The organism is Vibrio sp. RW, from assembly GCF_027587105.1.
Classification (GTDB): Bacteria; Pseudomonadota; Gammaproteobacteria; order Enterobacterales; family Vibrionaceae; genus Vibrio; species Vibrio toranzoniae.
Genome location: NZ_JAPPTM010000021.1, coordinates 1 through 26,468 on the forward strand (window position 1 = coordinate 1; position 26,468 = coordinate 26,468).

Annotated in this window: 21 protein-coding genes and 1 other annotated feature; of the genes, 12 read left to right on the forward strand and 9 right to left on the reverse strand. The window is 43.7% G+C overall.

Going from position 1 to position 26,468, the window contains the following annotated elements:
• Positions 1-322 precede the first annotated feature (322 nt).
• The 3 genes from clpB to rluD all read right to left on the reverse strand — a co-directional run bounded on the left by clpB (position 323) and on the right by rluD (position 4,756).
• Positions 323-2,896, reverse strand: coding sequence for an ATP-dependent chaperone ClpB (gene clpB, locus OCT63_RS16195; protein ID WP_161672910.1), 2,574 nt, complete (start codon positions 2,894-2,896; stop codon positions 323-325).
• 142 nt (positions 2,897-3,038) lie between these two features.
• Positions 3,039-3,779 (reverse strand): peptidoglycan editing factor PgeF, encoded by a 741-nt coding sequence (gene pgeF, locus OCT63_RS16200; RefSeq protein WP_060467229.1) that lies wholly within the window; start codon positions 3,777-3,779, stop codon positions 3,039-3,041.
• Positions 3,780-3,781: 2 nt separating this feature from the next.
• Entirely contained in the window at positions 3,782-4,756 is a 975-nt protein-coding gene (rluD, locus tag OCT63_RS16205) for a 23S rRNA pseudouridine(1911/1915/1917) synthase RluD (RefSeq protein ID WP_065676749.1), read from the reverse strand.
• Between the two features lie 137 nt (positions 4,757-4,893).
• Here rluD and OCT63_RS16210 point away from each other — a divergent pair, with 137 nt between their 5' ends.
• The 5 genes from OCT63_RS16210 (at position 4,894) to yjjX (ending at position 11,059) form a co-directional block, all read left to right on the forward strand.
• Positions 4,894-5,622 carry an outer membrane protein assembly factor BamD gene (locus tag OCT63_RS16210; RefSeq protein WP_060467228.1) on the forward strand — a complete coding sequence of 243 codons (729 nt, stop codon included), beginning with the start codon at positions 4,894-4,896 and terminating at the stop codon, positions 5,620-5,622.
• Between the two features lie 467 nt (positions 5,623-6,089).
• A complete protein-coding gene (hpf, locus tag OCT63_RS16215) occupies positions 6,090-6,425 on the forward strand; it encodes a ribosome hibernation-promoting factor, HPF/YfiA family (protein WP_060467227.1) in 336 nt (111 codons plus the stop codon).
• 110 nt (positions 6,426-6,535) lie between these two features.
• Positions 6,536-6,657: a sequence feature (Phe leader region), on the forward strand.
• A 12-nt stretch (positions 6,658-6,669) separates the two neighbouring features.
• Positions 6,670-7,845 (forward strand): prephenate dehydratase, encoded by a 1,176-nt coding sequence (pheA, locus tag OCT63_RS16220; protein ID WP_060467226.1) that lies wholly within the window; start codon positions 6,670-6,672, stop codon positions 7,843-7,845.
• Positions 7,846-8,193: 348 nt separating this feature from the next.
• Positions 8,194-10,572, forward strand: coding sequence for a bifunctional diguanylate cyclase/phosphodiesterase (locus tag OCT63_RS16225; protein WP_269984063.1), 2,379 nt, complete (start codon positions 8,194-8,196; stop codon positions 10,570-10,572).
• Entirely contained in the window at positions 10,535-11,059 is a 525-nt protein-coding gene (gene yjjX / locus OCT63_RS16230) for an inosine/xanthosine triphosphatase (RefSeq protein ID WP_060467224.1), read from the forward strand. Before OCT63_RS16225 ends, yjjX begins: the two co-directional genes overlap by 38 nt.
• A gap of 116 nt (positions 11,060-11,175) precedes the next feature.
• Here the strand turns inward: yjjX and trpR are convergent, their stop codons facing one another.
• Entirely contained in the window at positions 11,176-11,469 is a 294-nt protein-coding gene (trpR, locus tag OCT63_RS16235) for a trp operon repressor (RefSeq protein ID WP_161672906.1), read from the reverse strand.
• Between the two features lie 171 nt (positions 11,470-11,640).
• Positions 11,641-13,590, reverse strand: a complete 1,950-nt coding sequence (locus OCT63_RS16240; protein ID WP_161686282.1) for a transglycosylase SLT domain-containing protein — start codon at positions 13,588-13,590, stop codon at positions 11,641-11,643.
• 263 nt (positions 13,591-13,853) lie between these two features.
• Here OCT63_RS16240 and ettA point away from each other — a divergent pair, with 263 nt between their 5' ends.
• The 3 genes from ettA (at position 13,854) to OCT63_RS16255 (ending at position 17,040) form a co-directional block, all read left to right on the forward strand.
• Positions 13,854-15,521, forward strand: a complete 1,668-nt coding sequence (gene ettA, locus OCT63_RS16245; protein WP_017629779.1) for an energy-dependent translational throttle protein EttA — start codon at positions 13,854-13,856, stop codon at positions 15,519-15,521.
• Positions 15,522-15,611: 90 nt separating this feature from the next.
• Entirely contained in the window at positions 15,612-15,980 is a 369-nt protein-coding gene (locus tag OCT63_RS16250) for a PilZ domain-containing protein (protein WP_060467221.1), read from the forward strand.
• Between the two features lie 49 nt (positions 15,981-16,029).
• Positions 16,030-17,040, forward strand: coding sequence for a M23 family metallopeptidase (locus OCT63_RS16255; protein ID WP_060467220.1), 1,011 nt, complete (start codon positions 16,030-16,032; stop codon positions 17,038-17,040).
• Positions 17,041-17,209: 169 nt separating this feature from the next.
• Here the strand turns inward: OCT63_RS16255 and tyrA are convergent, their stop codons facing one another.
• The 4 genes from tyrA to OCT63_RS16275 form a co-directional block, all read right to left on the reverse strand.
• Entirely contained in the window at positions 17,210-18,337 is a 1,128-nt protein-coding gene (gene tyrA / locus OCT63_RS16260; RefSeq protein WP_060467219.1) for a bifunctional chorismate mutase/prephenate dehydrogenase, read from the reverse strand.
• Positions 18,338-18,454: 117 nt separating this feature from the next.
• On the reverse strand, positions 18,455-19,528 hold the full coding sequence (locus OCT63_RS16265; protein ID WP_060467218.1) for a 3-deoxy-7-phosphoheptulonate synthase: 1,074 nt from the start codon (positions 19,526-19,528) through the stop codon (positions 18,455-18,457).
• A gap of 246 nt (positions 19,529-19,774) precedes the next feature.
• Positions 19,775-20,764, reverse strand: a complete 990-nt coding sequence (gene nagZ / locus OCT63_RS16270) for a beta-N-acetylhexosaminidase (RefSeq protein ID WP_161678835.1) — start codon at positions 20,762-20,764, stop codon at positions 19,775-19,777.
• Between the two features lie 11 nt (positions 20,765-20,775).
• On the reverse strand, positions 20,776-21,624 hold the full coding sequence (locus OCT63_RS16275) for a MurR/RpiR family transcriptional regulator (RefSeq protein ID WP_137007634.1): 849 nt from the start codon (positions 21,622-21,624) through the stop codon (positions 20,776-20,778).
• A 247-nt stretch (positions 21,625-21,871) separates the two neighbouring features.
• Between OCT63_RS16275 and OCT63_RS16280 the strand changes: the two genes are divergently transcribed.
• From OCT63_RS16280 to murQ, 4 genes are read left to right on the forward strand one after another with little or no spacing between them, the layout of a single operon-like run.
• Entirely contained in the window at positions 21,872-23,464 is a 1,593-nt protein-coding gene (locus tag OCT63_RS16280; RefSeq protein ID WP_161686290.1) for a sodium:solute symporter, read from the forward strand.
• 3 nt (positions 23,465-23,467) lie between these two features.
• Positions 23,468-24,352: a BadF/BadG/BcrA/BcrD ATPase family protein gene (locus OCT63_RS16285; RefSeq protein ID WP_269984064.1), complete on the forward strand. Its 885-nt coding sequence runs from the start codon at positions 23,468-23,470 to the stop codon at positions 24,350-24,352.
• Positions 24,349-25,461: an anhydro-N-acetylmuramic acid kinase gene (locus tag OCT63_RS16290; RefSeq protein ID WP_269984065.1), complete on the forward strand. Its 1,113-nt coding sequence runs from the start codon at positions 24,349-24,351 to the stop codon at positions 25,459-25,461. The genes OCT63_RS16285 and OCT63_RS16290 overlap by 4 nt, the downstream gene beginning before the upstream one ends.
• A gap of 44 nt (positions 25,462-25,505) precedes the next feature.
• Positions 25,506-26,426 carry an N-acetylmuramic acid 6-phosphate etherase gene (gene murQ / locus OCT63_RS16295; protein WP_060467212.1) on the forward strand — a complete coding sequence of 307 codons (921 nt, stop codon included), beginning with the start codon at positions 25,506-25,508 and terminating at the stop codon, positions 26,424-26,426.
• Positions 26,427-26,468 lie beyond the last annotated feature (42 nt).

The following is a 26,468-nucleotide window of genomic DNA, read 5'->3' on the forward strand; positions in this document are numbered from 1 at the left end:
TTTACTTATTTAAGATTCCTTTTAGTAAGGAGCCTCTCATAAGTGGACGGTCATTCTAGCGAATTGGATTTCAGTGTCAAACACTTTTTCACTAGTTTTTTAAAGCATTTTAAATGCTTATTACCATCTTGTTAGTCAATTGAAACCACTTGGTTTCCCTTGGCAACGGAGGCGCATTATAAAGAGAATAATCCTTTGCACAAGGCCAAAAACGAAAAAAATCCGCTATAGGTGACCATTCGAACATTATTCAAGCAAATCACCTAAAATAGGTACGATTAGGCCATAGTTTCGGCAATCGTACCTATTGTTAGTAGTTAAATTATTGGTGCACGATAATTCTATCGTTGTTTACTAATAGCTGTACTTTCTTATCTGGGTTTATTTTGCCAGCAAGTATCGCTTTCGCTAACGGGTTCTCAACACTTTGTTGGATTGCTCGCTTCAAAGGCCTTGCACCATAAACAGGATCGAAGCCAGTTTGAGCAATAAACTTCAACGCTTTGTCTGAAACTTCAAGTTCATATCCACTGCCTTCCATACGCTTACTTAAATGTTCAAGCTGAATAGAAGCAATTGATTGAATGTGTTCTTGATCTAATGGATGGAATACAACACTTTCATCAACGCGGTTCAAAAACTCAGGTCGGAAATGTTTCCCTACTACTTCCATCACTTCATTTTTTATTCCTTGGTAATCCAGCGTATTGAAATTCTCCTGAATACGAGCAGAACCAAGATTAGATGTCATGATGACTACCGTGTTCCTAAAATCTACAGTACGACCTTGACCATCGGTTAAGCGCCCATCATCAAGAACCTGCAATAGAATGTTGAAAACATCTGGGTGAGCTTTCTCAACTTCATCCAGCAAAATTACCGAATACGGCTTACGACGTACCGCTTCTGTTAGATACCCACCCTCTTCATACCCAACATAACCCGGAGGTGCACCGACTAAACGAGCAACCGAGTGCTTCTCCATGAACTCAGACATATCGATACGTACCATGGCATCTTCACTATCAAACATGAAGTTCGCTAATGTTTTACACAGTTCTGTTTTACCCACCCCTGTAGGACCAAGAAATAAGAAAGAACCAATGGGCTTGTTCGGATCAGACAAACCCGCACGGCTACGGCGAATGGCGTTCGACACCACTTCGACGGCTTCGGCTTGGCCTATAACTCGCTTATGCAAAGCACTTTCCATTTTAAGAAGCTTGTCTTTCTCAGCCTCTAGCATTTTGGACACCGGGATACCCGTTTGTTTCGACAGCACTACGGCGATTTCAGCATCAGTGACTTTATTACGAAGCAATGTCATTTCTTGCATTTCAGCTTGAGTCGCTAGATCCAGTTGTTTCTCTAATTCAGGAATACGGCCATATTGAAGCTCTGACATACGATTAAGGTCACCAGCACGTCTTGCAAAGTCCATATCCATACGAGCTTGTTCTAGCTCTGACTTAATATGTTGCGTACCCGATAAGGCCGCTTTATCCGCATTCCATACTTCTTCAAGCTCTGCGAAGTCTCGCTCTTTATCGGTCAACTCAGTTTGCAATGTACGGAGCCGCTTTTCACTAGCTTCATCGTTTTCGTTGGTTAAAGCTTGTTGTTCGATCTTCAGTTGAATGATTTTCCGCTCTAATTTATCCAATGACTCAGGTTTTGAATCGATCTGCATGCGAATACTTGAAGCCGCTTCATCAATTAAATCAATGGCCTTATCTGGTAACTGACGATCCGATACGTACCGATGAGATAGAGTCGCCGCAGCAACAATAGCAGGATCAGTAATCTCTACGTGGTGGTGAAGCTCATAACGCTCTTTTAAACCTCTTAGGATAGCTACGGTATCCTCGACCGTTGGCTCATCGACCAGTATTTTTTGGAATCGACGCTCTAATGCAGGGTCTTTCTCTATATACTTGCGATATTCATCAAGTGTTGTTGCGCCGACACAATGAAGTTCACCACGAGCTAATGCTGGTTTTAGCATATTACCGGCATCCATAGAGCCTTCGCCTTTACCCGCGCCCACCATAGTATGAATTTCATCAATGAAGAGGATGATATTGCCCTCTTCTTTGGATAACTCATTAAGAACCGATTTCAAGCGCTCTTCGAACTCACCACGATATTTGGCTCCGGCAATCAAAGATCCCATATCTAATGAAAGTACTCGTCGACCTCTTAACCCTTCAGGCACCTCATTATTGATAATACGCTGCGCCAAACCTTCTACGATTGCGGTTTTGCCCACACCAGGTTCACCGATAATAACTGGATTATTTTTAGTACGACGTTGTAAAACTTGAATAGTACGTCGAATTTCATCGTCTCGACCGATCACAGGATCTAGTTTGCCTTGCTCTGCTCTTTCAGTCAGATCAATGGTGAACTTCTCTAGTGCTTGGCGTCTATCTTCCGCATTTGGGTCATCAACTTTTTGACCACCTCGAACTTGCTCGATAGCTTGAGATAACTTTTGTTCAGTAAGACCTAGCTCTTTAAGTAAGTTACCTAAAGGGCCTTTGTCTTCAATGGCTGCAAGCAAGAAAACTTCCGAAGAGATGTAGCTGTCTTGACGCTTTTGCGCGACCTTGTCACATAGGTTGAATAGCGTTCCCATTGAATTGGAGAGCTGAACATCGCCACCGATACCACTTACTTTCGGCACTCGATCTAACATTTCGCTCAATTTCGAACGTAACTGAACAACATCAACATTCAACATAGTTAACAGTGGACGAATCGCACTACTATCTTGATTTAGCAATGACACCATTAGGTGTACGGGTTCTATATATTGATGATCACGACCTAATGCGAGTGACTGAGCATCAGATATCGCAATTTGAAATTTACTAGTGAATCGATCGAGACGCATATCAACCTTCTTACTCTTAGAGATATTGATCTTATGACTAAAAGATGGATACGAGAGCGAGGGTTTTCAAGGGATAAGAATGAAGAATAGAGTTTATATGAAAATATAAATGAGCTGGATGGCCATTTGCGGTCGCTAGAGGTTACTCTAACCAAATAAAAGTAGCCTGACGCCCAGTAATACCATCTCGACGATAAGAATAGAAAGCATCTGAATCAGCGTATGTACACAGATTCGAATCTGTCACTGAGGTCACGCCAGCTTTATGCAATCGTTGAGTCGCGAGTTGAGACATGTTTGCTAACCACTTGCCAGGTTCAGATTTGGCTTTAAATGCTAATTTCGCTTGAGGGTCAAAACGAACAAAAGCGTCCAATACATCGTTACCTACCTCAAACACATCCTCACCAATAGCAGGACCAAGCCAAGCGATAACTTGGTTAGCCTTATCAATACTTGAGAACTTTGCGACTGCATTTTCAAGAATACCACCAGCAAGACCACGCCAACCTGCATGAACCGCAGCAACTTGCGTACCGTTAGTATCAGTGAGGATAACCGGTAAACAATCGGCCGTCATCGCAGAGCATACAACACCTTTTGCAGTGGTAAATGCACCATCAGCATCGATAATATCTGTCGTCGGTTCTAAAACCGTAACGACATCTGTTGAGTGAGTTTGATTTAACCATATCGGTGAAGCAGGCATGTTAGCTTGTTGCTTGAGCCATACTCTATTGTTTTCAACAAATGAAGCATCATCCCCAACATGTGTACCTAAGTTTAAACCTTGATACGCATCGCTAGAAAAACCACCAACACGCGTCGAAGCAAACGCTTTGACGTTTTGGGGGGCATTCCAGTTAGGGATGATCATCGACATGATTAAATGTCGTCTTCTAAGTTTTCGCGAGCATCAATACGTAACGCTTCAGCCATCACGACCATGTCATTTGGCACAGGAGCGTGAAATTCAACTTCTTCACCTGTAATAGGGTGAACAAATTTAAGCATAACGGCGTGTAGTGCTTGGCGGTCAAAAGAACGAATCATTGTCGTTAGTTCTTCAGATGCACCTTTTGGAATACGAGCACGACCACCGTATGCAACATCACCTAGCAGCGGGTGCTGAAGGTATGACATATGAACACGGATTTGGTGAGTACGACCCGTTTCTAGACGTAAGCGAATACGAGTATGCTCACGGAAGTGTTCTGCAACACGATAGTGAGTTACCGCTGGTTTTCCTAATTCGTTCACGTCCATTAATGTACGCTTAGTTGCATGACGACTAATGCCCTTCTCTACCACACCACCAGCGGTCATTTTACCAATTGCAATGGCTTCATATTCACGAGTGATACGACGCTTAGCAAGAGCACGCACTAGACGAGTTTGAGCTGGAACCGTTTTAGCCACAACCATAAGGCCAGTGGTGTCTTTATCAAGACGGTGCACAATACCCGCACGAGGTACTTCTGCGATCTGAGGATAATGGAAAAGCAATGCGTTTAGTATGGTTCCATCCGGCGTGCCTGCTCCCGGGTGTACAACCAGATCGCGAGGTTTATTGATCACCAATAAGTCATCATCTTCATAGACAATGTCTAAAGGAATATCTTGTGCTTCCCAGCGCTCTTCATCTGCAAGTTCAGCTTGCAAGATGATCTCCTCACCACCTAAAACCTTAACACGTGGCTTAGTGATAACTTCACCATCCACTTGGATTTTGCCATCAAGAAGCCACTCTTTAATACGAGAGCGAGAAAAATCGGTAAATAGTTCAGCGACAGCTTGGTCTAAACGTTGACCTAACTGGCTGCTTTTTACTGTGTCTGTTAATGTGATCTGCTGAGCCATATCGAACTTTTTTAAAAACCGTGAGACTAATACCCATTAGTATGGATAAAATAGAATAATTGCATCATTGTATCTGTTACTGGTTAGAAAGTAACGGAAGCTTACGAAATATTTAATTCAAGGAATCGACGCCTGACATGAAACACCTTACTTTATCGGGTCTATTAGCCGTATCACTCTTGGTTGGTTGTTCAAGTAGTGAAGAGATAGTGCCAGATGTACCACCATCGGTTCTCTACTCTGACGCTCAAGAGTCACTGCAGAGCGGTAGCTGGCTTTCTGCAATCGAAAAGCTAGAAGCCTTAGACTCTCGCTATCCCTTCGGCGCCTATTCCGAGCAAGTACAGCTCGATCTGATTTACGCGTACTACAAAAATGATGACTTGGCACTCGGACTTGCCACCATCTCACGATTCCTACGCTTAAACCCAACTCATGAAAAACAAGATTGGGTTCTTTACATGCGCGGCTTAACGCACATGGCGCAAGATCGAAATTTCATGCACGATATTTTTAATATCGATCGAAGTGACCGAGATCCAGAACCAGTGAAGCTTGCCTTTGCTGATTTCAAGCGATTGCTCGAACGCTTCCCTAGCAGCCCTTATGCTGAAGATTCACAAAAACGCATGTTTGCACTTAAAAACCGCCTAGCGGAATATGACCTAGCAACGGCTGATTTCTACCTAAGGCGTGAAGCGTGGATTGCAGCAGTAAACCGCACACAAGAGCTACAAAAGACTTACCCAGATACCATTGCAGCCCGTAAGTCTTTAGAAATACAGCTAAAAGCCTATAAAAAAATTGGTCTAGAAGATGCGGTAGCAAGAACAGAGAAATTAATTGAGCTAAACCCACTACCTTAATCAATTAATTATATAAATTTAAAAAGCGCACCTATTTGTCATCCTGAGACGATTAGCCAGCGTCCTGTCACAGAGCTTACTAATCACAGTACCGACAGACGAGGCTTAGAAAACACAAAAGCCGCACAAGTTTCTTGTGCGGCTTTTGCTTACTAAATTCAGGGGCTTCTTTGTTGTGATTTAAGTCATAAAGATCGGTTGAGAAAGCTTTCACCAAACACTTTCAAAAAGCGATAAAACTCCCCTAAAAACCGTATGAATTTTTAGCGAAGCCTCGTTTCCAAGTTATCGTTTTTCATAGGGATAACAAGTATTTTCCAACAAAAAGACACCAAGACTTGCGTGAGATCACATTTGATTTTAATGCTCATTTCACCCAACAAAAACAAGATCTACATCACATTCTTTATTCCTAAAAGACGTAATCTGAAGTTAACCCATGAGGGATACAACAGAGGAAAACTTCTATGAAAATAAATATCACTGGTAAAAATATCGACATTACCTCTGCAATCCGTGATCACATAGAAAGCAAATTTAAGAAGCTGGATAAATGGCAAGTAGACATCATTGGCTGCCAAGCGAGCTTTAGTGAAGAACCAAACAAGAAGAAAAAATTTGAAGCCGTTCTAACGGTGCCAAAAGGCCAACTTGTTGCTTCATCAATTCATGACGACCTCTACGTAGCTATCAACGAAGTAGAACAAAAATTAGAGCGTCAACTCAATAAGCTGCGCCATAAACCTGAAGCGCGCCGCGCTGAAAAGCCTGAAATCGAAGAGCTAGAAGCTGAAGTAGAATAAGGAAAGATAACAGATTAAAAAATAGCGCCTCAGGGCGCTATTTTTTTGCTTGACGCTCGTTGCTCGCTTGCTTATTGTGTTTAAACATTCATAAAACAATCACTTTTTATGCACACTCAATCTTTGTTTATTTTTGACTTCTTTTTTCTTCCGTAAATCGGAGGCTAGGTCGTTTTAGAAAAACAAGTCAAAAACGAACAAGAAGCCTCCCACATTAGGGAGGCTTTTTTATAAGGACACATTTATGACTGACTGCTCAATTTCACTGGATGATATCCGCCTTCGCCTAAATGATTTAGACGACGAACTACTGAAATTACTTTCAGAACGACGCAAGCTAAGTATCGAAGTAGCGAAAAGCAAAGTAGAAACATCAAAGCCTGTTCGAGACGCAGTACGAGAGCAACAACTATTAGTAAAGCTGATCAACAACGGTAAAAATAAATATGAATTAGACGCGCAGTACATCACTAAGCTATTCCACACTATCATCGAAGATTCCGTGTTGCTGCAACAGTCATACTTGCAAAATCTTGCGAACCCACAAAGCCGTAAGCCACTCGCTCGTGTTGCGTTCTTAGGCTCTAAAGGATCATATTCTCACCTGGCAAGCCGTGAATATTTTAGCCGAAAGAATATGGAGTTAATTGAGCTAAACTGCAATCATTTCAAAGAGGTAGCATCAACTGTAGAATCAGGTCACGCCGACTACGGTGTGCTGCCTATCGAGAACACCAGCTCTGGTTCAATTAACGAAGTCTATGATCTACTGCAACACACGACGCTTTACATCGTTGGTGAGCTTTCCCAACCAATCGAACACTGCCTAGTGGCGAAAAGTGATATTCGTTTAGAAGACATCAAAACACTCTATTCGCACCCACAGCCCCATCAGCAATGCAGCGAATTTTTAAGTCGTCTTAAAGGGGTGAACCTCGAGTCATGCGCAAGCACCGCTGATGCAATGAAAAAAGTAAAAGAGCTAGATGGCGATGATGTTGCCGCTATTGGTAATGCATCTAGCGGAAAGCTTTACGGCCTACAAGCAATCCAAGGCAATATTGCAAACCAAACTGAAAACCATACTCGTTTCATCGTAGTAGCTCGTAAACCTGTTGAAGTGTCGACTCAAATCCCTGCAAAAACGACACTGATCATGTCGACCTCTCAAGAGGCAGGTTCTTTAGTCGAAACACTACTGATTTTACAGCGCTTAGGTATCAATATGACGAAACTGGAGTCTCGTCCTATCATGGGTAACCCGTGGGAAGAGATGTTCTATGTGGATTTAGAAGCACACCTGGATTCAGATAAGATGCAACAAGCAATAACCGAACTGACAGCCATTACTCGTCACTTGAAAGTATTGGGTTGTTACCCAAGTGAAAACATCAAAGCGACTCAGGTTAAGTTATCGTAAGCATTCATCTACGAGTAGTAGACGGAGTATTTCGCCAACTGTAGGTCAATAAGTAAAATAAAATCGCTGCTAACGCAATAACTGAACATATTGGGCGAAAGACAGAAGTGATATTTTGTTTATATCTCAATTAGTTATTCGTTAGCAGGCTGTTCTCAGGCCTGCAGGTACCCCTCACCTCGAAAATCTTGCTATCCAATTACGCCTTTCATTCATGACATCGCTAACAATAGAACAAAAATCTAATTCCCTTCACAGGAATGCATCGAACTACGTTTAATTAATAGCGAGTGAACATTAAGTAACATAAACTCAAGCGCTGAATTATAAATAGTGTTGTCATTAACTATGAAGCTAAGTACTAAAATATTACTACTGATAGCCCCAGTGATCCTGATCAGTGCCGCTGCTTCTAGCTATATTATTTATTCAACTCAGAAAAACAGCTTCATTAAACGTGAAAACAACGTTCTACAGCTCAACATGGAGAAGTTAGCCGGGCATTTTCGACAATCTCGGTCATTTCTGCATAGCTACGCTTATACCTTGACCCAAAGTGACATGGTGAAGCGTTATTTTCTCACTGAACAAAATTTATCTCGCGATCTTAAACTGGTCAATAACCTTAGAGAAGCCATATATTTCTTACAAGATGGCGATGAAAGTTATACTGGATTAGCGATACTCGATAGCGATCGTAAACTCAGTTATTACGCAGACAATAGTGACGACTCTTTAGCCCAGATTGATGAAAATATATTGGAGTTCGTTGATCAACATTATCAAGATACCTTAGAGACATCGAGTACCAACTATATACAAAACTCTCAAGGGGAGGGAATGTTGGTCCACTATGAAATGCTAGATAATGAAATGGCCTCCCCAACCACAAGTCATCAATTCAACGATGTGTTCTTTGTTGTCGCATCCGTCTCTCTCGACAAATTTACTGCGTTGAGAAAACAAATAGAATTCGACTATCAAACAAGCCTGTTCTTTACACCAGTTGCAGTTTCTCTAGAAAATGGGGTCACCCATTCAGTAAAACTCGCACCTGAACTATATGCCACAGTAGATCCTGCACAGTTTCTATTAGAGAACAAGCTTAACTCCATTTGGAACAAGCTAAGTTTGTCATTTGCACTATCGGCTTTTATCACTGTCGTTTTACTGCTGATACTCTTGTCTCGCAATGTTATTACTCCGATAACACGACTCGATCGACAGTTACAACAAGTAGAAAAAAAGCAGCGCAAGAACATTGAACGCTTGGGCACTCGCGATGAGCTTGGCCGCCTATCACAGCGTTTTTATGACATGTACCAAGAGCTAGATAATACCTACCAACAAACCAAGCTTTTAGCAGAGAATGATCAATTAACCCAAATAGCGAACAGACATCAGTTCCAAACCTTTGTTCAACAATCTCTTCCGAAACCAAGCTCCAACACCGAAACTTGGGTACTCTATTTCGATTTGGACAACTTCAAGTTTGTAAACGACAAATACGGACATCAAATCGGTGACTCGATACTGGTCTGTTTTGCCAAGCGTATCTCCGCTATTTGTACCCATTATAAAACAGAGTTCGATGCTCATTGTATGCCCGCACGACTCTCTGGAGATGAATTTGTAGTGTACATTAACGCTCCAACTGACAAAGGAAACATCGCCCATAGGTTTTCTGATGACTTACTGACTCCACTGCAAAAAGGCTTTGTTACTCAGTCTGGGAGCTTTCCAATTACGGTCAGTATCGGCATTGCAACGTATCCTAACGATGGTTACTCAATCGAAAAGTTACTCTCTAATGCTGATACCGCTATGTATCAAGCCAAACGTGCCGGCAAAAACCAATTTGCTGACTATTCACGAGATTTAGACAAAGTGATTCAACGCCAAGCAAATATTGAACGCGCACTCAGGGACAAAAACTTTGATGATGAATTTAAGCTCGTTTATATGCCCTATATGGATTCAACAGGAAGCCATATTATTGGCGTTGAAGTCTTACTACGTTGGCATTCAAAGCAGCTTGGTCTAGTTCCGCCCGATGAATTCATTCCTATTGCCGAGCAAACAGGGTTATTTGAGATGGTTGATTGCTGGGTGATACAGAATGCCTTTGCTTCTTTTCATCGACTTCAGGCTCAATTTACCCATTCAATTCAACTGTCGATTAACTTATCTTCAGCCGGGATTGAAACCACACACCTTGCTGACTTCATTGATGAACAGGCTAAAATGAATACTATTCCGCCAAGCTTGATTGATTTTGAAATCACGGAAACCTTTTATTCAAATTCGCAAGGCTTCCCTCTGCTCAACGAGCTGTCTAGGATGGGCTACCGATTAGCGATTGATGACTTTGGCTCTGGTTACACCTCTATCACTCAACTGGTGCAGTACCCAACTCAGAAAATCAAGTTGGATAAAGCATTTTTGGATACCTTGATTAAGACCGATAATCAAAACATCGTGAAACCGATTATCGAGCTGTGCCATGCTCAAGGCAAAAAGGTAACAGCCGAAGGTATAGAAACAAAAGATATGCATCAGTGGTTGCAAGAAGCACAATGCGATATGCTGCAAGGCTATTACTTTGGTAAACCCATGCCACTAGAAGAACTGCATGAGTGGTACCGACAGCATCAACTCAATCTAATCAACAATAGTAAGAATCCAACACATGAAATCCGTCGTCATTGCATCACTGAACCCAGCTAAAGTTAACGCTGTTAAAAGCGCGTTCTTGTCTGCTTTTCCTAATACTGAATTCGAATTCATCGGCGTTAGCGTACCCAGCGGGGTTGCTGAACAACCTATGAGCAATGATGAAACCTATCAAGGTGCAGTGAACCGCGTGCACAACGCTATTCAAGCGCAGTCGGATGCGGACTTTTATGTTGGTCTAGAAGCTGGAATAGAAGACAGTGTTACCTTTGCATGGATGGTGATTGAAGCGAATGGTCAGCGTGGAGAGTCACGCTCGGCAAGTCTGATGCTGCCACCTGCGGTACTTGAGAAGCTAGAACATGCAAACGAGTTAGGCGATGTAATGGATGAAGTCTTCGGTACAGACAACATCAAGCAAAAAGGTGGGGCGATTGGTCTGCTGACACACAACCAACTCTCGCGCAGCTCGGTATATCATCAGGCTTTGATCTTAGCATTGATCCCATTTGTAAACCCTGAACATTTCCCCGATAACTAGTCATACGAACAACCCTCTTTACAACCTCAAGAAGTCAAACAGTGCTATATAGAAACAACAAACGCTAACATTTCGTTAGCGTTTGTTGTTAGATTCGAACTGACATTATTCAGTATTTACTTCAGCAATAGTTCGGCAATAGCGGCTTTCTCTTGTTCAGATTTGGCTTTTAACTCATTCGAGCCTCTTGTGATAGTCGCCACACCGACTCCAAGCATTTGACTCACTTGACGCTGAGACATCTCCCCTTTCATAAGTTCACAAAGGATGTTTACTCGAGCAACCAAAGCATCGCGTTCGTCAGAGGTCATCATCATGGTCAACAACAACTCATGCTGATCTTTTTCAGCCGCTATTTTTACCAAGTCCATTAGTTGTTGCCAATTATCATATTCAGGTTTTGATGTCATATCTCTACACTTACTTTAAAATTATGACTTTAAGTATTCGCTTAATGATTAAAAGCGTTCAACACTTTATACCTAAACACTTGATGTAATCCAATGTAAAAAAGCAGTAAGTGCAAATGGTTCGCACTCACTGCTTTCGATACCACTCAATTTAGGACAAAGCACCGAGTATTAGTATTTCGTTTTTACCTCATGAGGAGCCAAGAATTCCCCCTTCACTCCTAAGATATCTCGGTAATAAGCTTCAAACATCAAGATGTTTTGGACGTAACCACGAGTCTCTTTAAAAGGGATCATTTCAATAAAGGCATACGCATCGAGCTTTTCGTCACTGCGCGAACGCCACTGCCTCACTCGGCTCGGTCCGGCATTGTAAGCAGCCAAAGCAAAAATACGGTTGTTGTCGTATTGAGAAAGTAAACCATCTAAATAGTGACTACCAATCTCAATGTTCTTGCCAACATCATAAAGATCATCGCTACCCTGATACTTAATTTGATGCTTGTTAGCCGTGTATTGAGCCGTTTTCGGCATGATTTGCATGATACCACGGGCCCCAACAGGAGAGCGTGCCTCTGAGTCCAGAGCGCTCTCTTGTCTCGATAAAGCCATTAAAGTGATGGGATCAATATCGTGCTTTTCGGCGTAGAAATTAAACCACCATTTATGGGCAACAGGGAAACGCAGAATGAGGTTATCCCACATCTTCGCTGCAATACTCGCCGTTACTGTTAAGTGATTCCAACGCTGTGTCGCGGCATGGGCAGCAAACATCGCCTTATGCTCTTTGTCCGCATTGGTTAATAACCAACGCCATTCACTCTTCGCTGCCGCAATTTTATCTCGGTCAATCAACTCACCAATACGAACCAAAGAGGTGTCGAACGGCTTCATCATCTCAGCATTGTATTTGAGTACTGATGTCGGATATTGAACGGGCTTACCTAACTGTTTAGCCGCCGCGACACTGTAAAAATTACGCCTACCTAAAATATCGGCTAGTCGCTTATTGCCTTTGGCAGTATCACCTAACGCTATCTCAGCTCTGCCCAGCCAATATTGCCAGCGAAGCGAAGCTTGATGTTTATCATCCAAGCGTGCTATCCAGTCTTGTAAACCAGTCCAATCTGCATGCTGAATCGCTAAACGAGCACGTCGTTCAAGCAACACTTGTTTTGATGAACTCACGAGTATTTTGTCTCGCCACGCCATCAACTCTTCAGAATCCGTATTAATCAAACGAAATGCTAGGTAATCGGCAAGCTCTTGAGATTTCTCTTTCGAGAACTTCTGAGCCTTGATGACCTCATCAAACACCTCCTGAGCACTGCTTGCTGACTTCCTTGCCAATTTCTCGAAACCAAACTCGGTTTGAGCTTGGTAAAATTCATTCTCAGGATGCTTTTTAGCGAACGCGAGGACATCCTCGGGTTTGTTGTACAACGCCTTCATCTGTTTCGCTTGGGCAATTGACTCATCACTATCTAATTGCTTAATTAGATAAGTCATCAATTTACCGCTGCGACCTTCGAACGCTAACAACATCCTTTCTAGTATCAGCTCATCCGTTCTTAAACCCGCTTGATCCCAGCTCTCAAACAGAGGATCACAGGCGTCATCAACACCACTACCACTTAACCAAAGTTGCTTAGCCCCTTTAAAAGCAAGCTCTTGATTGCCTTGTTCGTAATGCGCTCGGTAATAGATACATTGGTATTTTTCACCAACAGGTTCTTTAGTTTGAAACTCAAGGATGGTCTGCCACTGTTTTTGAAAAGCCAATGAATCCAAATAAGGTGCGCGCATACGATTAGAAAATGGTAGTGCTTTATTCTGTTCAATAAAAGCATCCACCTCAGCAGGTGTACGCTCTCCTAAGCCAATAAGAAAAGCTCGATAATCGGTATAAGGCGTTAAAGGATATGTTTGAATCTTGTTACGTAGCGCGGAATAGGCTTTTAGATCATGGTTGTCTAAAACCTCTTGCGCTCTATCATAAACATCACGCTGCATTTCAAGCTCGGATGCATTGCTCGCTAAAGCCATCGGAGCCAGTGAAAATGAAGACAAAACTGCCGATGCAACCACAGCAATTTTCGTATTACCAATTCGGAAAAACATTCGCTCTTTCCTTAGTGCGTGTATGAATACGTGAAATCTATTTACGCCCGACCTCACATCAAATGTAAAGGATTTGAGTGTAAATATTATTAATATTTAACACTTCACCTCAGAAGATCATTAAATATAGTTTTAATGACCAATGTGACAATAATAGGTAAGGATTCCTTCAAGAATGCCTTTTCTGCCCTAGGAGTAACATCTTTGGGGATATTGGTATAAAATAGCAGACAATTTTGAACAATAATTAGGATCGATCGGCAATGGCTGAATACGTATATACCATGTCTCGGGTGAGCAAAACGGTTCCACCTAAGCGTCAAATTCTTAAAGACATTTCTCTTAGCTTTTTTCCTGGCGCTAAAATCGGTGTTTTGGGTCTAAATGGTTCAGGTAAATCTACCCTACTACGTATCATGGCTGGTATTGATACTGATATTGATGGTGAAGCTCGTGCACAGCAAGGTCTTAAAGTCGGTTACCTACCGCAAGAACCTGTACTAGACGAATCAAAAACAGTGCGTGAGATCGTAGAAGAAGCGGTTTCTGACGTTGCTGACGCACTTAAGCGTATCGACGCAGTTTACGCAGCTTACGCAGAACCAGATGCAGACTTCGATGCACTTGCTAAAGAGCAAGGCGAACTAGAAGCACTGATTCAAGCAAAAGACGGCCACAACCTAGAAACCGCTCTAGAGCGTGCTGCTGACGCACTTCGTCTTCCTGAGTGGGATGCGAAAATTGAATTCCTATCAGGTGGTGAGCGTCGTCGTGTTGCTATTTGTCGTCTACTTCTTGAGAAGCCAGACATGCTGCTTCTTGATGAACCAACCAACCACTTGGATGCAGAATCAGTAGCATGGCTTGAGCACTTCCTCGTTGATTACAGTGGCACTGTTGTGGCAATTACCCACGACCGTTACTTCCTAGACAACGCAGCTGGCTGGATCCTAGAACTTGACCGTGGTGAAGGTATCCCATGGGAAGGTAACTACACATCTTGGCTAGAACAGAAAGACGAGCGTCTTAAGCAAGAAAAAGCGGGCGAAAGCGCACGTCAAAAGACCATCGAGAAAGAACTTGAATGGGTTCGTCAAAACCCTAAAGGCCGTCAAGCTAAGTCTAAAGCTCGTATGGCTCGTTTTGAAGAACTGACTACTGGTCAATATCAGAAGCGTAACGAAACTAACGAACTGTTCATCCCGCCGGGTGAGCGTCTAGGTGACAAAGTTCTTGAAGTGAACAACCTAACTAAATCGTTTGGTGACCGCGTTCTTATCGACGACCTATCGTTCAGCATGCCTAAAGGCGCTATCGTCGGTATCGTGGGTGCCAACGGTGCGGGTAAATCAACACTATTCAAGATGCTAAGCGGTGCAGAACAGCCAGATTCAGGTACAGTTGAACTCGGCGAAACCGTTAAGCTTGCTTCTGTTGATCAGTTCCGTGACAGTATGGACGACACCAAGACAGTATTCCAAGAAATCTCTGAAGGCGCTGATATCATTAAGATCAACAACTTCGAAATCCCTGCGCGTGCATACTGCTCTCGTTTCAACTTTAAAGGCAACGACCAACAGAAAATCATCGGTGAGCTTTCTGGTGGTGAACGTAACCGTGTTCACTTAGCGAAACTGCTAAAAGCAGGTGGTAACGTACTGCTACTCGATGAACCAACCAACGACCTTGACGTTGAAACGCTACGTGCTCTTGAAGAAGCACTGCTTGAGTTCCCTGGTTGTGCAATGGTTATCTCGCATGACCGTTGGTTCCTTGACCGTATTGCAACCCATATCTTAGACTACCGTGATGAAGGTCAAGTTAACTTCTACGAAGGTAACTACACTGAGTACACTGAGTGGCTAAAACAGACTCTGGGCGCTCAAGCGGCGGAACCACACCGCATCAAGTACAAGCGTATATCTAAGTAAATTAGCTTGTATTCTGAACAAAGGCCGCGATAATAGCGGCCTTTGATATATCTGAATTACGTATTACACATTGATATAGAGATATTCGTTATGATAGAAAGACGTCAGTTTTCACGAGTTGTTTATCAAGTCCCAGTAAAATTGTCACAAGGACAAGTAAACATATCTGGCTCAATACAAGACTTATCTCTTCATGGCCTACTCATTCAATGTAATGAATTACAACAACTCAGCGACAATATTCCTGTTCAGGTCAGCTTTACGCTGACAAGCAGTGATATCAATATTCAGTTAGAAGCAACGATAGTCTCTACCATCAATACCTCAATGCGTTTACGCATAGAGCATTTAGATATTGATAGTATCAGTCACCTTAAGCGCCTTGTGGAACTTAATGTTGGCGATGATGAATTGCTTTATAGAGAGATTAAACACCTTACCGACTTAGGTTGTGAATAAGATCTCAGTTACCTTTTTTCTATTAAAAGCATCTAATTAGTACAGAACCATGTCTAAAAAAGTTTCCATTACTATTCCCTCTAGTCAGGGGGAACAGACGTTTTACTTCGGCCGAAAAGCCGTGCTCATGTGCACCACTGCGATTTTTTCAGTACCGCTATTAATTGGCGGAGCGGCATACATGCACTTCGAGAGTAAACAAGAACTCGCACAGCAAGCGGGTGATGCCCAACAGTTGATTGAAACACTGATTGTTGAAAAAGAACAAACCGAGTTTCTTTATGCTGAACAAGTTGATACCAATCATTCTCTATCGCAAACATTGACAGAGAAAGAAGGCACGATTCAACTGCTTGGTAAGCGTGTATTTGACGTTGAATCGGTACTTGGCCTTGCTGACGAAGAACTACTGACCGATGATGTCTCTTTAGAAGACAGAATTGATGCCGCTGCCGTCGATTCAGCAGTAAGAGCAACCATGTTCCGTTTGATTCCAAACGACAGCCCTATGGCTTATCAACGTATCTCTTCTTCTTATGGTCGCCGTACTAACCCTATTACAGGTAAACGCCACGTTCATACAGGCATCGACCTAACGTGTAAGCGTGGTGAAGACATCTTAGCACCCGCAGATGGTGTCATTGAAACGGTTCGCCCAAGTAACAAAGGCTTCGGTAACTTCATAACCATGCGCCACTCATTTGGTTTCATGAGTTCTTATGCTCACCTGCAGAAATTCAAAGTACGTAGCGGGCAATTTGTGAGCAAAGGTGATGTGATCGCAAGCTGTGGTAACTCCGGTAGCTCAACCGGTCCACATTTACATTATGAAGTGCGCTTCCTAGGTCGCTCACTGAACCCTCAATATCTGATGGATTGGACGCCTGAAAACTTCAATTACGTTTTTGAAAAAGAAAATAAAGTGAAGTGGGGCCCGTTGGTTCAGTTGATTGATAATGTGGTTCGCTTGCAGATAAACCTGACAAACGTGCCTTACATCAGTTCGACCATCGACACCGTGTCGAGTGAAGATATTAAAAAGCCTATCGCGACTAACTAGTTATTAACCATTAATTATTAGTTATTAGTTATTAGTTATTAGGGCAGGTTGGTTTGGCCTATGATGATCTAATTGCTTTAGCCTACTGTAGGCCAAATGCTTTGGAGTCATTCAACACAAACAAAAAGAGCGACCAAATGGTCGCTCTTTTTTATAATTCAAACCGTAATTAGCCACGGTGAATCGAGTCATGTGCTTGCTTTAACAGGCTTTGGCTCTCTTGCAAGAATTGCTGTGAGTAATCACCAAACCACTCGCTCACTTGGTTAAAGCTATCAACAAACTTAGCTTTATCTTTTCCATCTAAAATTTCTAACGCTTCACCGAAACGACGGTGAAAGCGTCGAATCATTTCAATATTCTCGTCCGAAGAAAGAATAATATCACCGTACAGGTTCGGATCTTGAGCAAACAGACGACCGACCATCGCAATCTCTAGACGGTAGATTGGCGAGCTTAACTTCAGAAGTTGGTCAATGTTCGGGTTCTCTTTACTAAGGTGCAAACCGTAAGCAAAAGAGGTGAAGTGACGCAGTGCTTGAATCAATGTCATGCCGTGGTCATGCTCAGCGGCGTCCATTTGGCAAAGGCTCGCGCCCCAGATACCAAATTGATTCAGTAACCATTGGTAGCTTTCAGAGCCACGCCCATCGCTGTAAACAATCACTTGCTTGGCAAGGCTTGGAACATCAGGGCCAAACATTGGATGTAATCCAACCACAGGGCCTTGGTGGATGTTCATCATTGCTTGCAGAGGCTTTGACTTAATCGACGTTAAATCACAAAGAATACAATCGCTTGGTAAGTTACCCAGTTTTGCAATTACACCTTCCGTTAGGTGAATTGGGACCGTAACAACCACAAGCCCTGCGTTATCTAAAATCTCGTCGGCTCTATCCCAATCTTGGCTGCCAAGGATTTTCACTTCGTAGCCAGAAAGCTTAAACATACGGCCAAACAAGCCACCAAGTTGACCATTACCACCAACGATAACCACTGAACGTAACTCTGGGTTAAGACACTTAAAACCAGAATCTTTTTCGCTGGCATAAGACTCACGCATAGTACGACGTAAAATATCTTCGATTAGCTGTGGCGGAACCCCTATTTTCTCGGCTTCTTGACGACGAGATGCCAGCATTGCTGCTTCACGCTCTGGCACATAAATAGGTAAACCATGTTCACTTTTTACTTCACCAACTTTCTCTACTAGAGCCAACCGCTGAGCCAGTAAATCCAGCATTTGTTTATCGACAGCATCGATTTGGTCGCGTAATTCGTTCAGTTCAACGGCCATTTTATTCCTTACTAATTTATAAGCCCGTACTAATCTATAAGCCCGCACTGACGCAGGTTCGTTAGCAACAGATCTTAAAATGCCCCATTAGATGAGGCACTTAAATATAAACTCTGACTAACCTTTCAAACGGTTCTCTAAGAACGGGACTAATTCCGTATGTGCATGCTTCAATAGTGCCTCAGTTGAATCCCAATTGATACACGCGTCGGTTATAGATACGCCGTATTTCATCTCATTGAGAGGTATATCCGAAGATTGATTTCCTTCGTTAATATGGCTTTCAATCATAAGGCCGATAATCGACTTGTTGCCTTCACGAATTTGGTGAATCACATCTTCAGCAACTAGGGGTTGGCGACGGAAATCTTTGCGAGAGTTCGCGTGGCTGCAGTCAACCATCAGTGCCGCATCTAAGCCTGACTTACCAAGCTCTTGTTCACATTCATGTACTGACACTGAATCGTAGTTCGTCTGCTTACCGCCACGTAAAATGACGTGACCATTTGGGTTACCTTGTGTTGTTAGTAGTGCAACTTGACCTTCGCGGCTGATCCCCATGAAGCGATGGCTAGAAGACGCCGCCTGCATTGCATTGATTGCAGTGCCTAGGTTGCCATCGGTACCGTTTTTGAAGCCGATAGGCATTGAAAGACCACTTGCCATTTCACGGTGGGTTTGTGATTCAGTCGTACGCGCGCCGATGGCTGCCCAGCTGAACGTGTCTGCTAGGTATTGCGGGCTGATTGGGTCTAATGCTTCAGTTGCGAGTGGAATTTCCATCTCAGCAAGTTCAACCAATAGCTCACGACCAACATGCAGACCATGCTCTATATCGAAAGTGCCATCTAGATGAGGGTCATTGATCAAGCCTTTCCAGCCAACAGTAGTACGAGGCTTTTCAAAGTAAACACGCATTACAATATACAGTTGATCACTCAGTTCTTCAGAAAGTGCTTTTAGGCGTTTCGCGTACTCTTTCGCCGCTTCAATGTCATGGATAGAACATGGGCCACATACAACAAGCATGCGATGATCTTTCTTATGAATAATGTTTGCGATAGTTTGACGAGACTCTTGAATGAAACGACGAGCATTATCACTCAAAGGCAGTTTTGCTTTTAACTCTTCAGGAGTAATCAGTACCTGTTCGTCGATGATATTGACATTGCTTAATTCACTTTTCTGCATAACCCAACCTGTATATTTATTTTTACACCCAACATTTCCATTTGGGCTAACAATCTTTAAAAACACAATAACAGCTAAAAAAACGATTTCAAGTGTACATTTAAAAAAACATTAGCTGTAAATTTAAATTTACACTCTTACTTTAACTTGTTCAGAGTAATAAAAAGACCTAAACCACGCCTCGCACATACAAAAAAGGCGATATTTCTCATATCGCCCTATCTAAATTTATTATGTGTTTATTTATCACTCACTGCCGAGCATTCGCTTGATCGTCTCTGAGGTCTCTTTCCACCTAGCATCTGAGTGAAGGGTCGGTAAATCAAAACTGTATTTTTTAAGCAATGAGGTGGCTAAAGGCACCTCTTGAATCGCTAAGTGATCGAGAGCTTCAATTTGTGCCTCTCGTTTATTACACATCAACACCATGTCGCAACCCGCATTCAAGGCAGCCTTTGCTCTGTCGGCTGGCCCACCCATAATGGCAGCCCCTTCCATGGTTAAGTCGTCAGAAAAAACTAAACCTTTAAACCCAAGCTGCTGCTTCAATACTTTCTGCAGCCAATACTGAGAGCCACTTGCTGGCTGATCATCATAATGAGAGAAAACCACGTGTGCAGGCATCATGGCATCCAATATTCCCGCTTCAATCTGCGCCTTGAAGATCGCCATGTCGGTTTCAAAGATGTCGTCTCTTGGATCATAAGGCGTTTCAAGGTGTGAGTCAGCAATCACGCCACCGTGTCCTGGGAAGTGCTTGCCTGTTGTTGCCATGCCAACCGATTTCATGCCCTTAATAAAAGCGCTGCTGTGGCGAACGATAGTGTCGATATCTTCACCAAATGCTCGGCTACCAATCGCTTTACAGTCGTGACCTTTGTCTAAAACAGGCGCAAAACTCAGATCAATATCATGGGCGACCAATTCTGCCGCCATCAACCAACCCGCTTGTTCTGCCAACTGCTCACCATTATTCTTGGTCGCAAATTCTTGCGCGGCAGGGATAATTGAAAAGCCGTCGCGGAAGCGTTGTACTCGTCCTCCCTCTTGGTCAACACCAATCAAAATAGGACGTTTAGAAACTTTACGGATCTCTTTGTTTAACGCCGATAACTGTTTGCTATCGTGATAATTTCGAGCAAATAAGATGAGACCACCAACGGTTGGATGCTCTAAAATTTCTCTGTCTTCAGCGGTCAGTTCGTAGCCTGCAACATCAACCCACAACGGTCCCATAACATTTCCTTCTATTGCTTAAATTCCGCTACTGCAGATTTACTTTGTTCAATTAATTGGTCGGCTTGCTCTTCTTGCTGAGTTAACGCTATGAACAACAAGTCAGTAATAAAAAGCTGACTATCTCGAGCTGTAATCGATGAACTGCGAATATGGTTTTCGTCAGCCGCAGAGATAAGTTTGATATCCGCATATTTGTCTAAAGCAGAGGGTGATAACTGACTAATCACAATCACCTTGGCCTTTTTCGACCTCGCCAGCTGCGCAACCTTCACCACTTCTCTGGTTTCTCCCGAGTAGGAAATCGCAACCAAGACATCATTTTCAGAGAGAGAAGCGGTATTAGCAATCTGAATATGGGCATCTTGCTCTGCATTTGCAGCATGACCTATTTTCATCAGTTTGTAAGCGAAGTCTTTGGCGACTAGAGACGATGCACCCACTCCTGAGATTTGTACCTTATTAGCAAGGTGCAGTAAATCAGCGGCATTGCTCAACTGTTCGCCTTCATTTAATAACACGGTACGCTCAAGCGATTGTGTTTTACTTGCAAGAAGTTTGTCCATCACGGTATCAGGCGGATCTTTTCTGGTGATCGTGCCATGAATCCCGCGTTGTGACACTGGCTGATAGGTCATATCACTCTGATAGAGCTTCATCTTCATCTCAGAAAACCCTTTGTAACCGAGTTTCTGACTAAACTTTACGATCGTCGACTGGCTCACGCCTACCGCTTTGGCCAACTCAGGAGAGGAGAGTTGCTTAACTTGTTGTGGATGATCCAGTACGTAACGAGCCACCAGCGAATCTGATGGAGAGAGTTTTGGTAATAACGCTTTAACTTTCGCAATGCCTTTCATTAAACGCTCTTCCCCTTCCCTATGACCGAATCTCGTTATCATAACGAGTTTTTTATTTTAATTGGAATAATTATTCCTTCACATTCTGCTGTTTGGAATAGCTGACACAACCTTCTGGGATCACTGTCAAAGAAAACCATTGGTCACTATTCCACCAAGGAATAGATTTTGAAACTCATTATTCAAACTGACATTCTGAAAAAATAATAATAAACACCCTCTACCCTATTCATGCTACGGAGCTGCTATGAATTCACTATTTACCTCGCTGGACTGGGCGGTATTTGCGATATATTTCGCCATTATCGCTTTTACTGGTTGGCACTTTAGCCGAACAAAAATCACAAGTACCAAGGACTATTTCTTAGGTGGTAACTCAATGCCAATGTGGGTTGTTGCTATCTCGGTACTGGCGACCTCACAATCCGCAGCGACGTTTTTAGGTGGACCAGAGTCTAGCTACCGTGGTGATCTCACTTACCTAGCGACCAACATCGGCGGTATTCTTGGTGCAATTTTTGTCGCGCTCGTTCTAATTCCTCGTTTCTACCACAACAAAGTCTCTACCGTTTATGAACTACTGAAAGTACGCTTTGGTGAGAAGACCAAACAGCGCGCAGGTGTGATGTACTTGGTGGGCCGTGTGTTTGCTTCTGGTGCGCGCCTATACATGGCGGCTATCGCAGTATCCATGATTCTGTTTACCAACATTGACCCAAGCAGCGTAGTCACTTCGGTGGTCATTCTTGTCGCCGTTGGCCTCGCTTATACCTACATGGGCGGCATTCGTTCCGTTATTTGGAGTGACTTAATCCAGCTTGTTGTGTACGTCGGCGCAGCTATTGCGGTAATTGTCTACCTACTGGGTCAGATCCCTGCCGACTTTAGCCAAATTGCTCAGGTACTTACTAATCCGGGTGAAGGACAATCCTCGAAGCTGACTCTACTCGATTTCACGCTCGACTTTAGCCCTGCTGGCACCTTCAGTTTTTGGGCATGTATCACTGGTTTTGTCCTGTTAAACATCGGGGCATTTGGCCTTGATCAAGACATGACGCAACGCGTTTTGACTTGTAAAGATGCCAAGCAAGGTTCAAAGGCGATGATCAACTCAATCATATTCTCGATTCCTGTCGTGTTGGTATTTATGTCGATTGGCCTACTCTTGTATGTTTTCTACCAAAGACCTGAACTGATGGGTGTTGAAGGCAAAGACGTCGTGCAAAATTTTAATGGCGAAAACGTCACGATCTTCATGTACTACGTGCTGAATGAAATGCCTGCAGGTCTTCGTGGCTTAGTCACTGTTGGTGTGGTTGCCGCGGCGCTATCGACACTAAACTCTGGCTTAAACTCGATGTCTTCAGTTGCGGTACAAGATATTTACAAGCCTTGGTTAGAAGCTCGTAAAGGAGAACAAGATGACTTCCATTACGTAAAAGCTGGCCGATTTGGAATGGCTGCAGCGGCCGTAGCCTTAGGTAGCATGGGTATCCTTTGTTACTACTGGCAACAGTACACAGACATGCCACTGTTATCGTTCGCTTTAAGTGTGATGGTGTTTGCTTACACCGGATTACTGGGCGTCTACTTCACGGCGATTTTCACTGAACGCGGCAACGAAACTTCAGTCGCTTTAGCTCTAATGGCAGGCTTCTTAACGACATTACTGATGCAAGCTTATGTATGGGACAGTGTGATGGGCGCGGTTAATGCGGATTGGGTGGGTGTTCGATTAGCCTTTCCGTATCAACTCTGCGTAGGCACGTTTGTATCATTAATCGTGTGCCTTCTAGGTAAGAAGCAGACTCAAGAAGTTAATAAACTACAAACGGTTTAGCCAATGATTACCCATACTTTGGCAGTCGATGGCGGTGGAACCAAAACCGCCGTGAGACTGAAGCAAATATCAACTATACCAAGAGTCATTCAAGAACGTACTTTAGCGGCAACGTCATTGACCTTGTATGGTGAGGCGGCAATCACTCAACTGACTCATTATATTGAGGAAATGTTGAGTGTGAATCAGATTAAAGCCAAACAGTGCTATATTGTGGTTGGCGTTGCTGGTGCTGGAAATAGTCATTTAAAAGCCAAACTAAAATCGGCGTTAGCCCACTGCCCACACCTATATGTGACAACCGATGCTGAAGCTTCGGTGTTTGGTGCTAACTCAGGGCGAGGCGTTAACTGCATTGCGATTGGGACCGGTTCGGTTGCCATTCAGCTAGATACCCAACATGTGACTCATCAGTTTGGTGGGTGGGGGTTCCCGATTGGCGATCAAGGGGGTGGCGCTTGGCTTGGATTTCGAGCGGTGCAGCAAACTCTAGCCGAATTTGATGACAAACGCTCCTCTTTAACAAGCCAGCTTGTCATGAATAAAATAGGCAGCGAACGTAGTGACATTCTAAAGTGGCTCAACACGGCCAATGCGACCGATTATGCGCAATTTGCACGAGAGCTCGTTGATATAGAACAGCGCTGCTCAACGGCAAGTACCATATTAAAACAAGGTATTGAAGAAATAGAGAAGCTCACACGAACATGCGCAGAAAATAACAGCTTACCGATTATGTTTTTAGGCAGCTTAGGACAATTCTATCGTTCTAAGCTCTCTCAAGGGCTTCAAACTCGCGCTTTAGACATTCAAGGTAACGCTCAGGATGGTGCCGAAGTTATCGCTCACCAGAAGATCCACATGCTCAACTTAGGAAATGAACAATGAAGTCAGAGTTATATATTGGCGTGATGTCCGGCACGAGTATGGACGGCGTTGATACGGCCTTAGTGTCGATCGAAGGCACTCGTATCACATTACTCGCGCATGATGAATTCCCTATGCCTGAAGATATCAAAGCCCGCCTGCTTGAGGTGTGTATTGGTCAGAAAACGGATTTGATTGCCATTGGTGAACTTGACCACCAGCTTGGCCATCTATTTGCTGATGCGGTTCTGCAACTTCTCGAAAAGTCAGGCACTCCAGCATCTTCAGTGACGGCCATTGGTAATCATGGTCAAACGGTGTTCCACCAGCCTACCGGCGCATCGCCATTTACCATGCAGTTGGGTGATGCCAATATCATTGCTGCTAAAACAGAGATTCAAACCGTCGCCGATTTCAGACGCAAAGACATGGCACTTGGCGGGCAAGGTGCGCCACTCGTACCCGCCTTCCACCATACTATTTTTCACCCGCAGGACAGCTCGGTTGTCGTGTTGAATATTGGTGGTATCTCGAATATTTCAGTGCTGCGCCCAAATCAGCCAACGCTTGGTTATGATACAGGCCCGGGCAATATGTTGATGGACGCGTGGGTAGATAAACACACTGGTAAAAAGTTTGACCGTGATGCGCAGTTCGCACTTCAAGGCAAGCTCAATCAAGCTTTACTCGAACAGCTGCTCAATGAATCTTATCTATCTCAGATGCCGCCGAAAAGTACTGGCAGAGAGCTATTTAACCTGCCTTGGCTAGAGCAACAATTAACAGAATTTAACGACATCTCAGCAGAAGATGTTCAGCGCACGCTTTGTGAATACACCGCATTGACGATAGCCAATGAAGTGGAGACTTATCGCTTGGGTAACCAACCAGCACTCTATGTATGTGGCGGCGGTACGAGAAACCCATTGTTGATGAAAAGATTGTCTGAACTGCTTCCTAGCTGGGAAGTGGAATCGACCACCAGTAAAGGCGTTGATGCCGACTACATGGAAGCGATGGCCTTTGCGTGGCTTGCTCAACGTCATGTCCATCAACTGCCAAGCAATTTACCCGAAGTGACTGGTGCAAGCAGGGCTGCCTCTCTAGGCGTTCTCTATCGTGCTGACTAAACAATTTAGAACCATCATTTTAGAATCACCATTTAAGGATCATTATGAGTAACAACGCTCTCATATCAGCGCTCTCGCACCTCGTTTCGGAGGGGAGAAACCCTGATACTATGGATATTGATCTACTCACCTCTCTCGAAGTGGTTGAAAAGATTAACCAACAAGACAAACAAGTACCACTCGCTATCGAGGCCGAACTGCCACAGATCGCGCAAGCCGTTGACAAGATCGCTCACGCCTTCCAAAACGGCGGTCGACTGATTTATATGGGCGCAGGCACCAGTGGTCGATTAGGTGTGTTAGACGCATCAGAATGCCCACCGACGTTTGGTGTTTCAGACAAAATGGTTATCGGTCTCATCGCTGGCGGCCCAGAAGCCATTTTAAAAGCCAAAGAAGGCGCGGAAGACTCGCTGACTCTTGGTATTGAAGATCTGAAAGCGATTCAATTTTCAGAAAACGATGTTGTGGTCGGTATCGCAGCCAGTGGCCGTACACCTTATGTGATTGGTGCGCTCAACTATGCCAATCAAATCGGTGCGGTGACCGTAGCGCTGTCTTGTAATCCTGATTCTCCAATTGCCGAGATCGCACAGATCGCAATTAGCCCAGTGGTTGGCCCAGAAGCACTAACGGGATCAACACGGCTCAAATCCGGTACGGCACAAAAGCTAGTGCTCAACATGCTAACCACTGCGAGCATGATCCGCATTGGTAAAAGCTACCAGAACCTGATGGTCGATGTTAAAGCGACCAATGAGAAGCTGGTTGCCCGCGCCGCTCGTATCGTTATTCAAGCGACGGAGTGTGATAAAGCACTGGCCGTATCGACGCTAAAAACCACTGATTATGACGTGAAGCTCGCGATTTTGATGATCCTGACAGGGCTTGATCTTGAGGCCGCCAAGGCTCAGCTTGACCAACAAAATGGCTTCTTGAGAAAAGCGGTCGAGAATAATCAGTAATCTGCTTATGCTTATGCTTATGCTTATGCTTATGCTGTTGAG

What these genes read in the sequence shown, in the direction of transcription:
- trpR (WP_161672906.1), bottom strand. Translation starts at nt 11,469, where the DNA reads ATGACATCAAAACCTGAATATGATAATTGGCAACAACTAATGGACTTG.
- OCT63_RS16225 (WP_269984063.1), top strand. Translation starts at nt 8,194, where the DNA reads ATGAAGCTAAGTACTAAAATATTACTACTGATAGCCCCAGTGATCCTG.
- pheA (WP_060467226.1), top strand. Translation starts at nt 6,670, where the DNA reads ATGACTGACTGCTCAATTTCACTGGATGATATCCGCCTTCGCCTAAAT.
- OCT63_RS16250 (WP_060467221.1), top strand. Translation starts at nt 15,612, where the DNA reads ATGATAGAAAGACGTCAGTTTTCACGAGTTGTTTATCAAGTCCCAGTA.
- murQ (WP_060467212.1), top strand. Translation starts at nt 25,506, where the DNA reads ATGAGTAACAACGCTCTCATATCAGCGCTCTCGCACCTCGTTTCGGAG.
- OCT63_RS16290 (WP_269984065.1), top strand. Translation starts at nt 24,349, where the DNA reads ATGAAGTCAGAGTTATATATTGGCGTGATGTCCGGCACGAGTATGGAC.
- pgeF (WP_060467229.1), bottom strand. Translation starts at nt 3,779, where the DNA reads ATGTCGATGATCATCCCTAACTGGAATGCCCCCCAAAACGTCAAAGCG.
- rluD (WP_065676749.1), bottom strand. Translation starts at nt 4,756, where the DNA reads ATGGCTCAGCAGATCACATTAACAGACACAGTAAAAAGCAGCCAGTTA.
- OCT63_RS16285 (WP_269984064.1), top strand. Translation starts at nt 23,468, where the DNA reads ATGATTACCCATACTTTGGCAGTCGATGGCGGTGGAACCAAAACCGCC.
- yjjX (WP_060467224.1), top strand. Translation starts at nt 10,535, where the DNA reads ATGAAATCCGTCGTCATTGCATCACTGAACCCAGCTAAAGTTAACGCT.
- OCT63_RS16240 (WP_161686282.1), bottom strand. Translation starts at nt 13,590, where the DNA reads ATGTTTTTCCGAATTGGTAATACGAAAATTGCTGTGGTTGCATCGGCA.
- nagZ (WP_161678835.1), bottom strand. Translation starts at nt 20,764, where the DNA reads ATGGGACCGTTGTGGGTTGATGTTGCAGGCTACGAACTGACCGCTGAA.
- clpB (WP_161672910.1), bottom strand. Translation starts at nt 2,896, where the DNA reads ATGCGTCTCGATCGATTCACTAGTAAATTTCAAATTGCGATATCTGAT.
- OCT63_RS16280 (WP_161686290.1), top strand. Translation starts at nt 21,872, where the DNA reads ATGAATTCACTATTTACCTCGCTGGACTGGGCGGTATTTGCGATATAT.
- OCT63_RS16210 (WP_060467228.1), top strand. Translation starts at nt 4,894, where the DNA reads ATGAAACACCTTACTTTATCGGGTCTATTAGCCGTATCACTCTTGGTT.
- OCT63_RS16255 (WP_060467220.1), top strand. Translation starts at nt 16,030, where the DNA reads ATGTCTAAAAAAGTTTCCATTACTATTCCCTCTAGTCAGGGGGAACAG.
- OCT63_RS16265 (WP_060467218.1), bottom strand. Translation starts at nt 19,528, where the DNA reads ATGCAGAAAAGTGAATTAAGCAATGTCAATATCATCGACGAACAGGTA.
- ettA (WP_017629779.1), top strand. Translation starts at nt 13,854, where the DNA reads ATGGCTGAATACGTATATACCATGTCTCGGGTGAGCAAAACGGTTCCA.
- OCT63_RS16275 (WP_137007634.1), bottom strand. Translation starts at nt 21,624, where the DNA reads ATGAAAGGCATTGCGAAAGTTAAAGCGTTATTACCAAAACTCTCTCCA.
- tyrA (WP_060467219.1), bottom strand. Translation starts at nt 18,337, where the DNA reads ATGGCCGTTGAACTGAACGAATTACGCGACCAAATCGATGCTGTCGAT.
- hpf (WP_060467227.1), top strand. Translation starts at nt 6,090, where the DNA reads ATGAAAATAAATATCACTGGTAAAAATATCGACATTACCTCTGCAATC.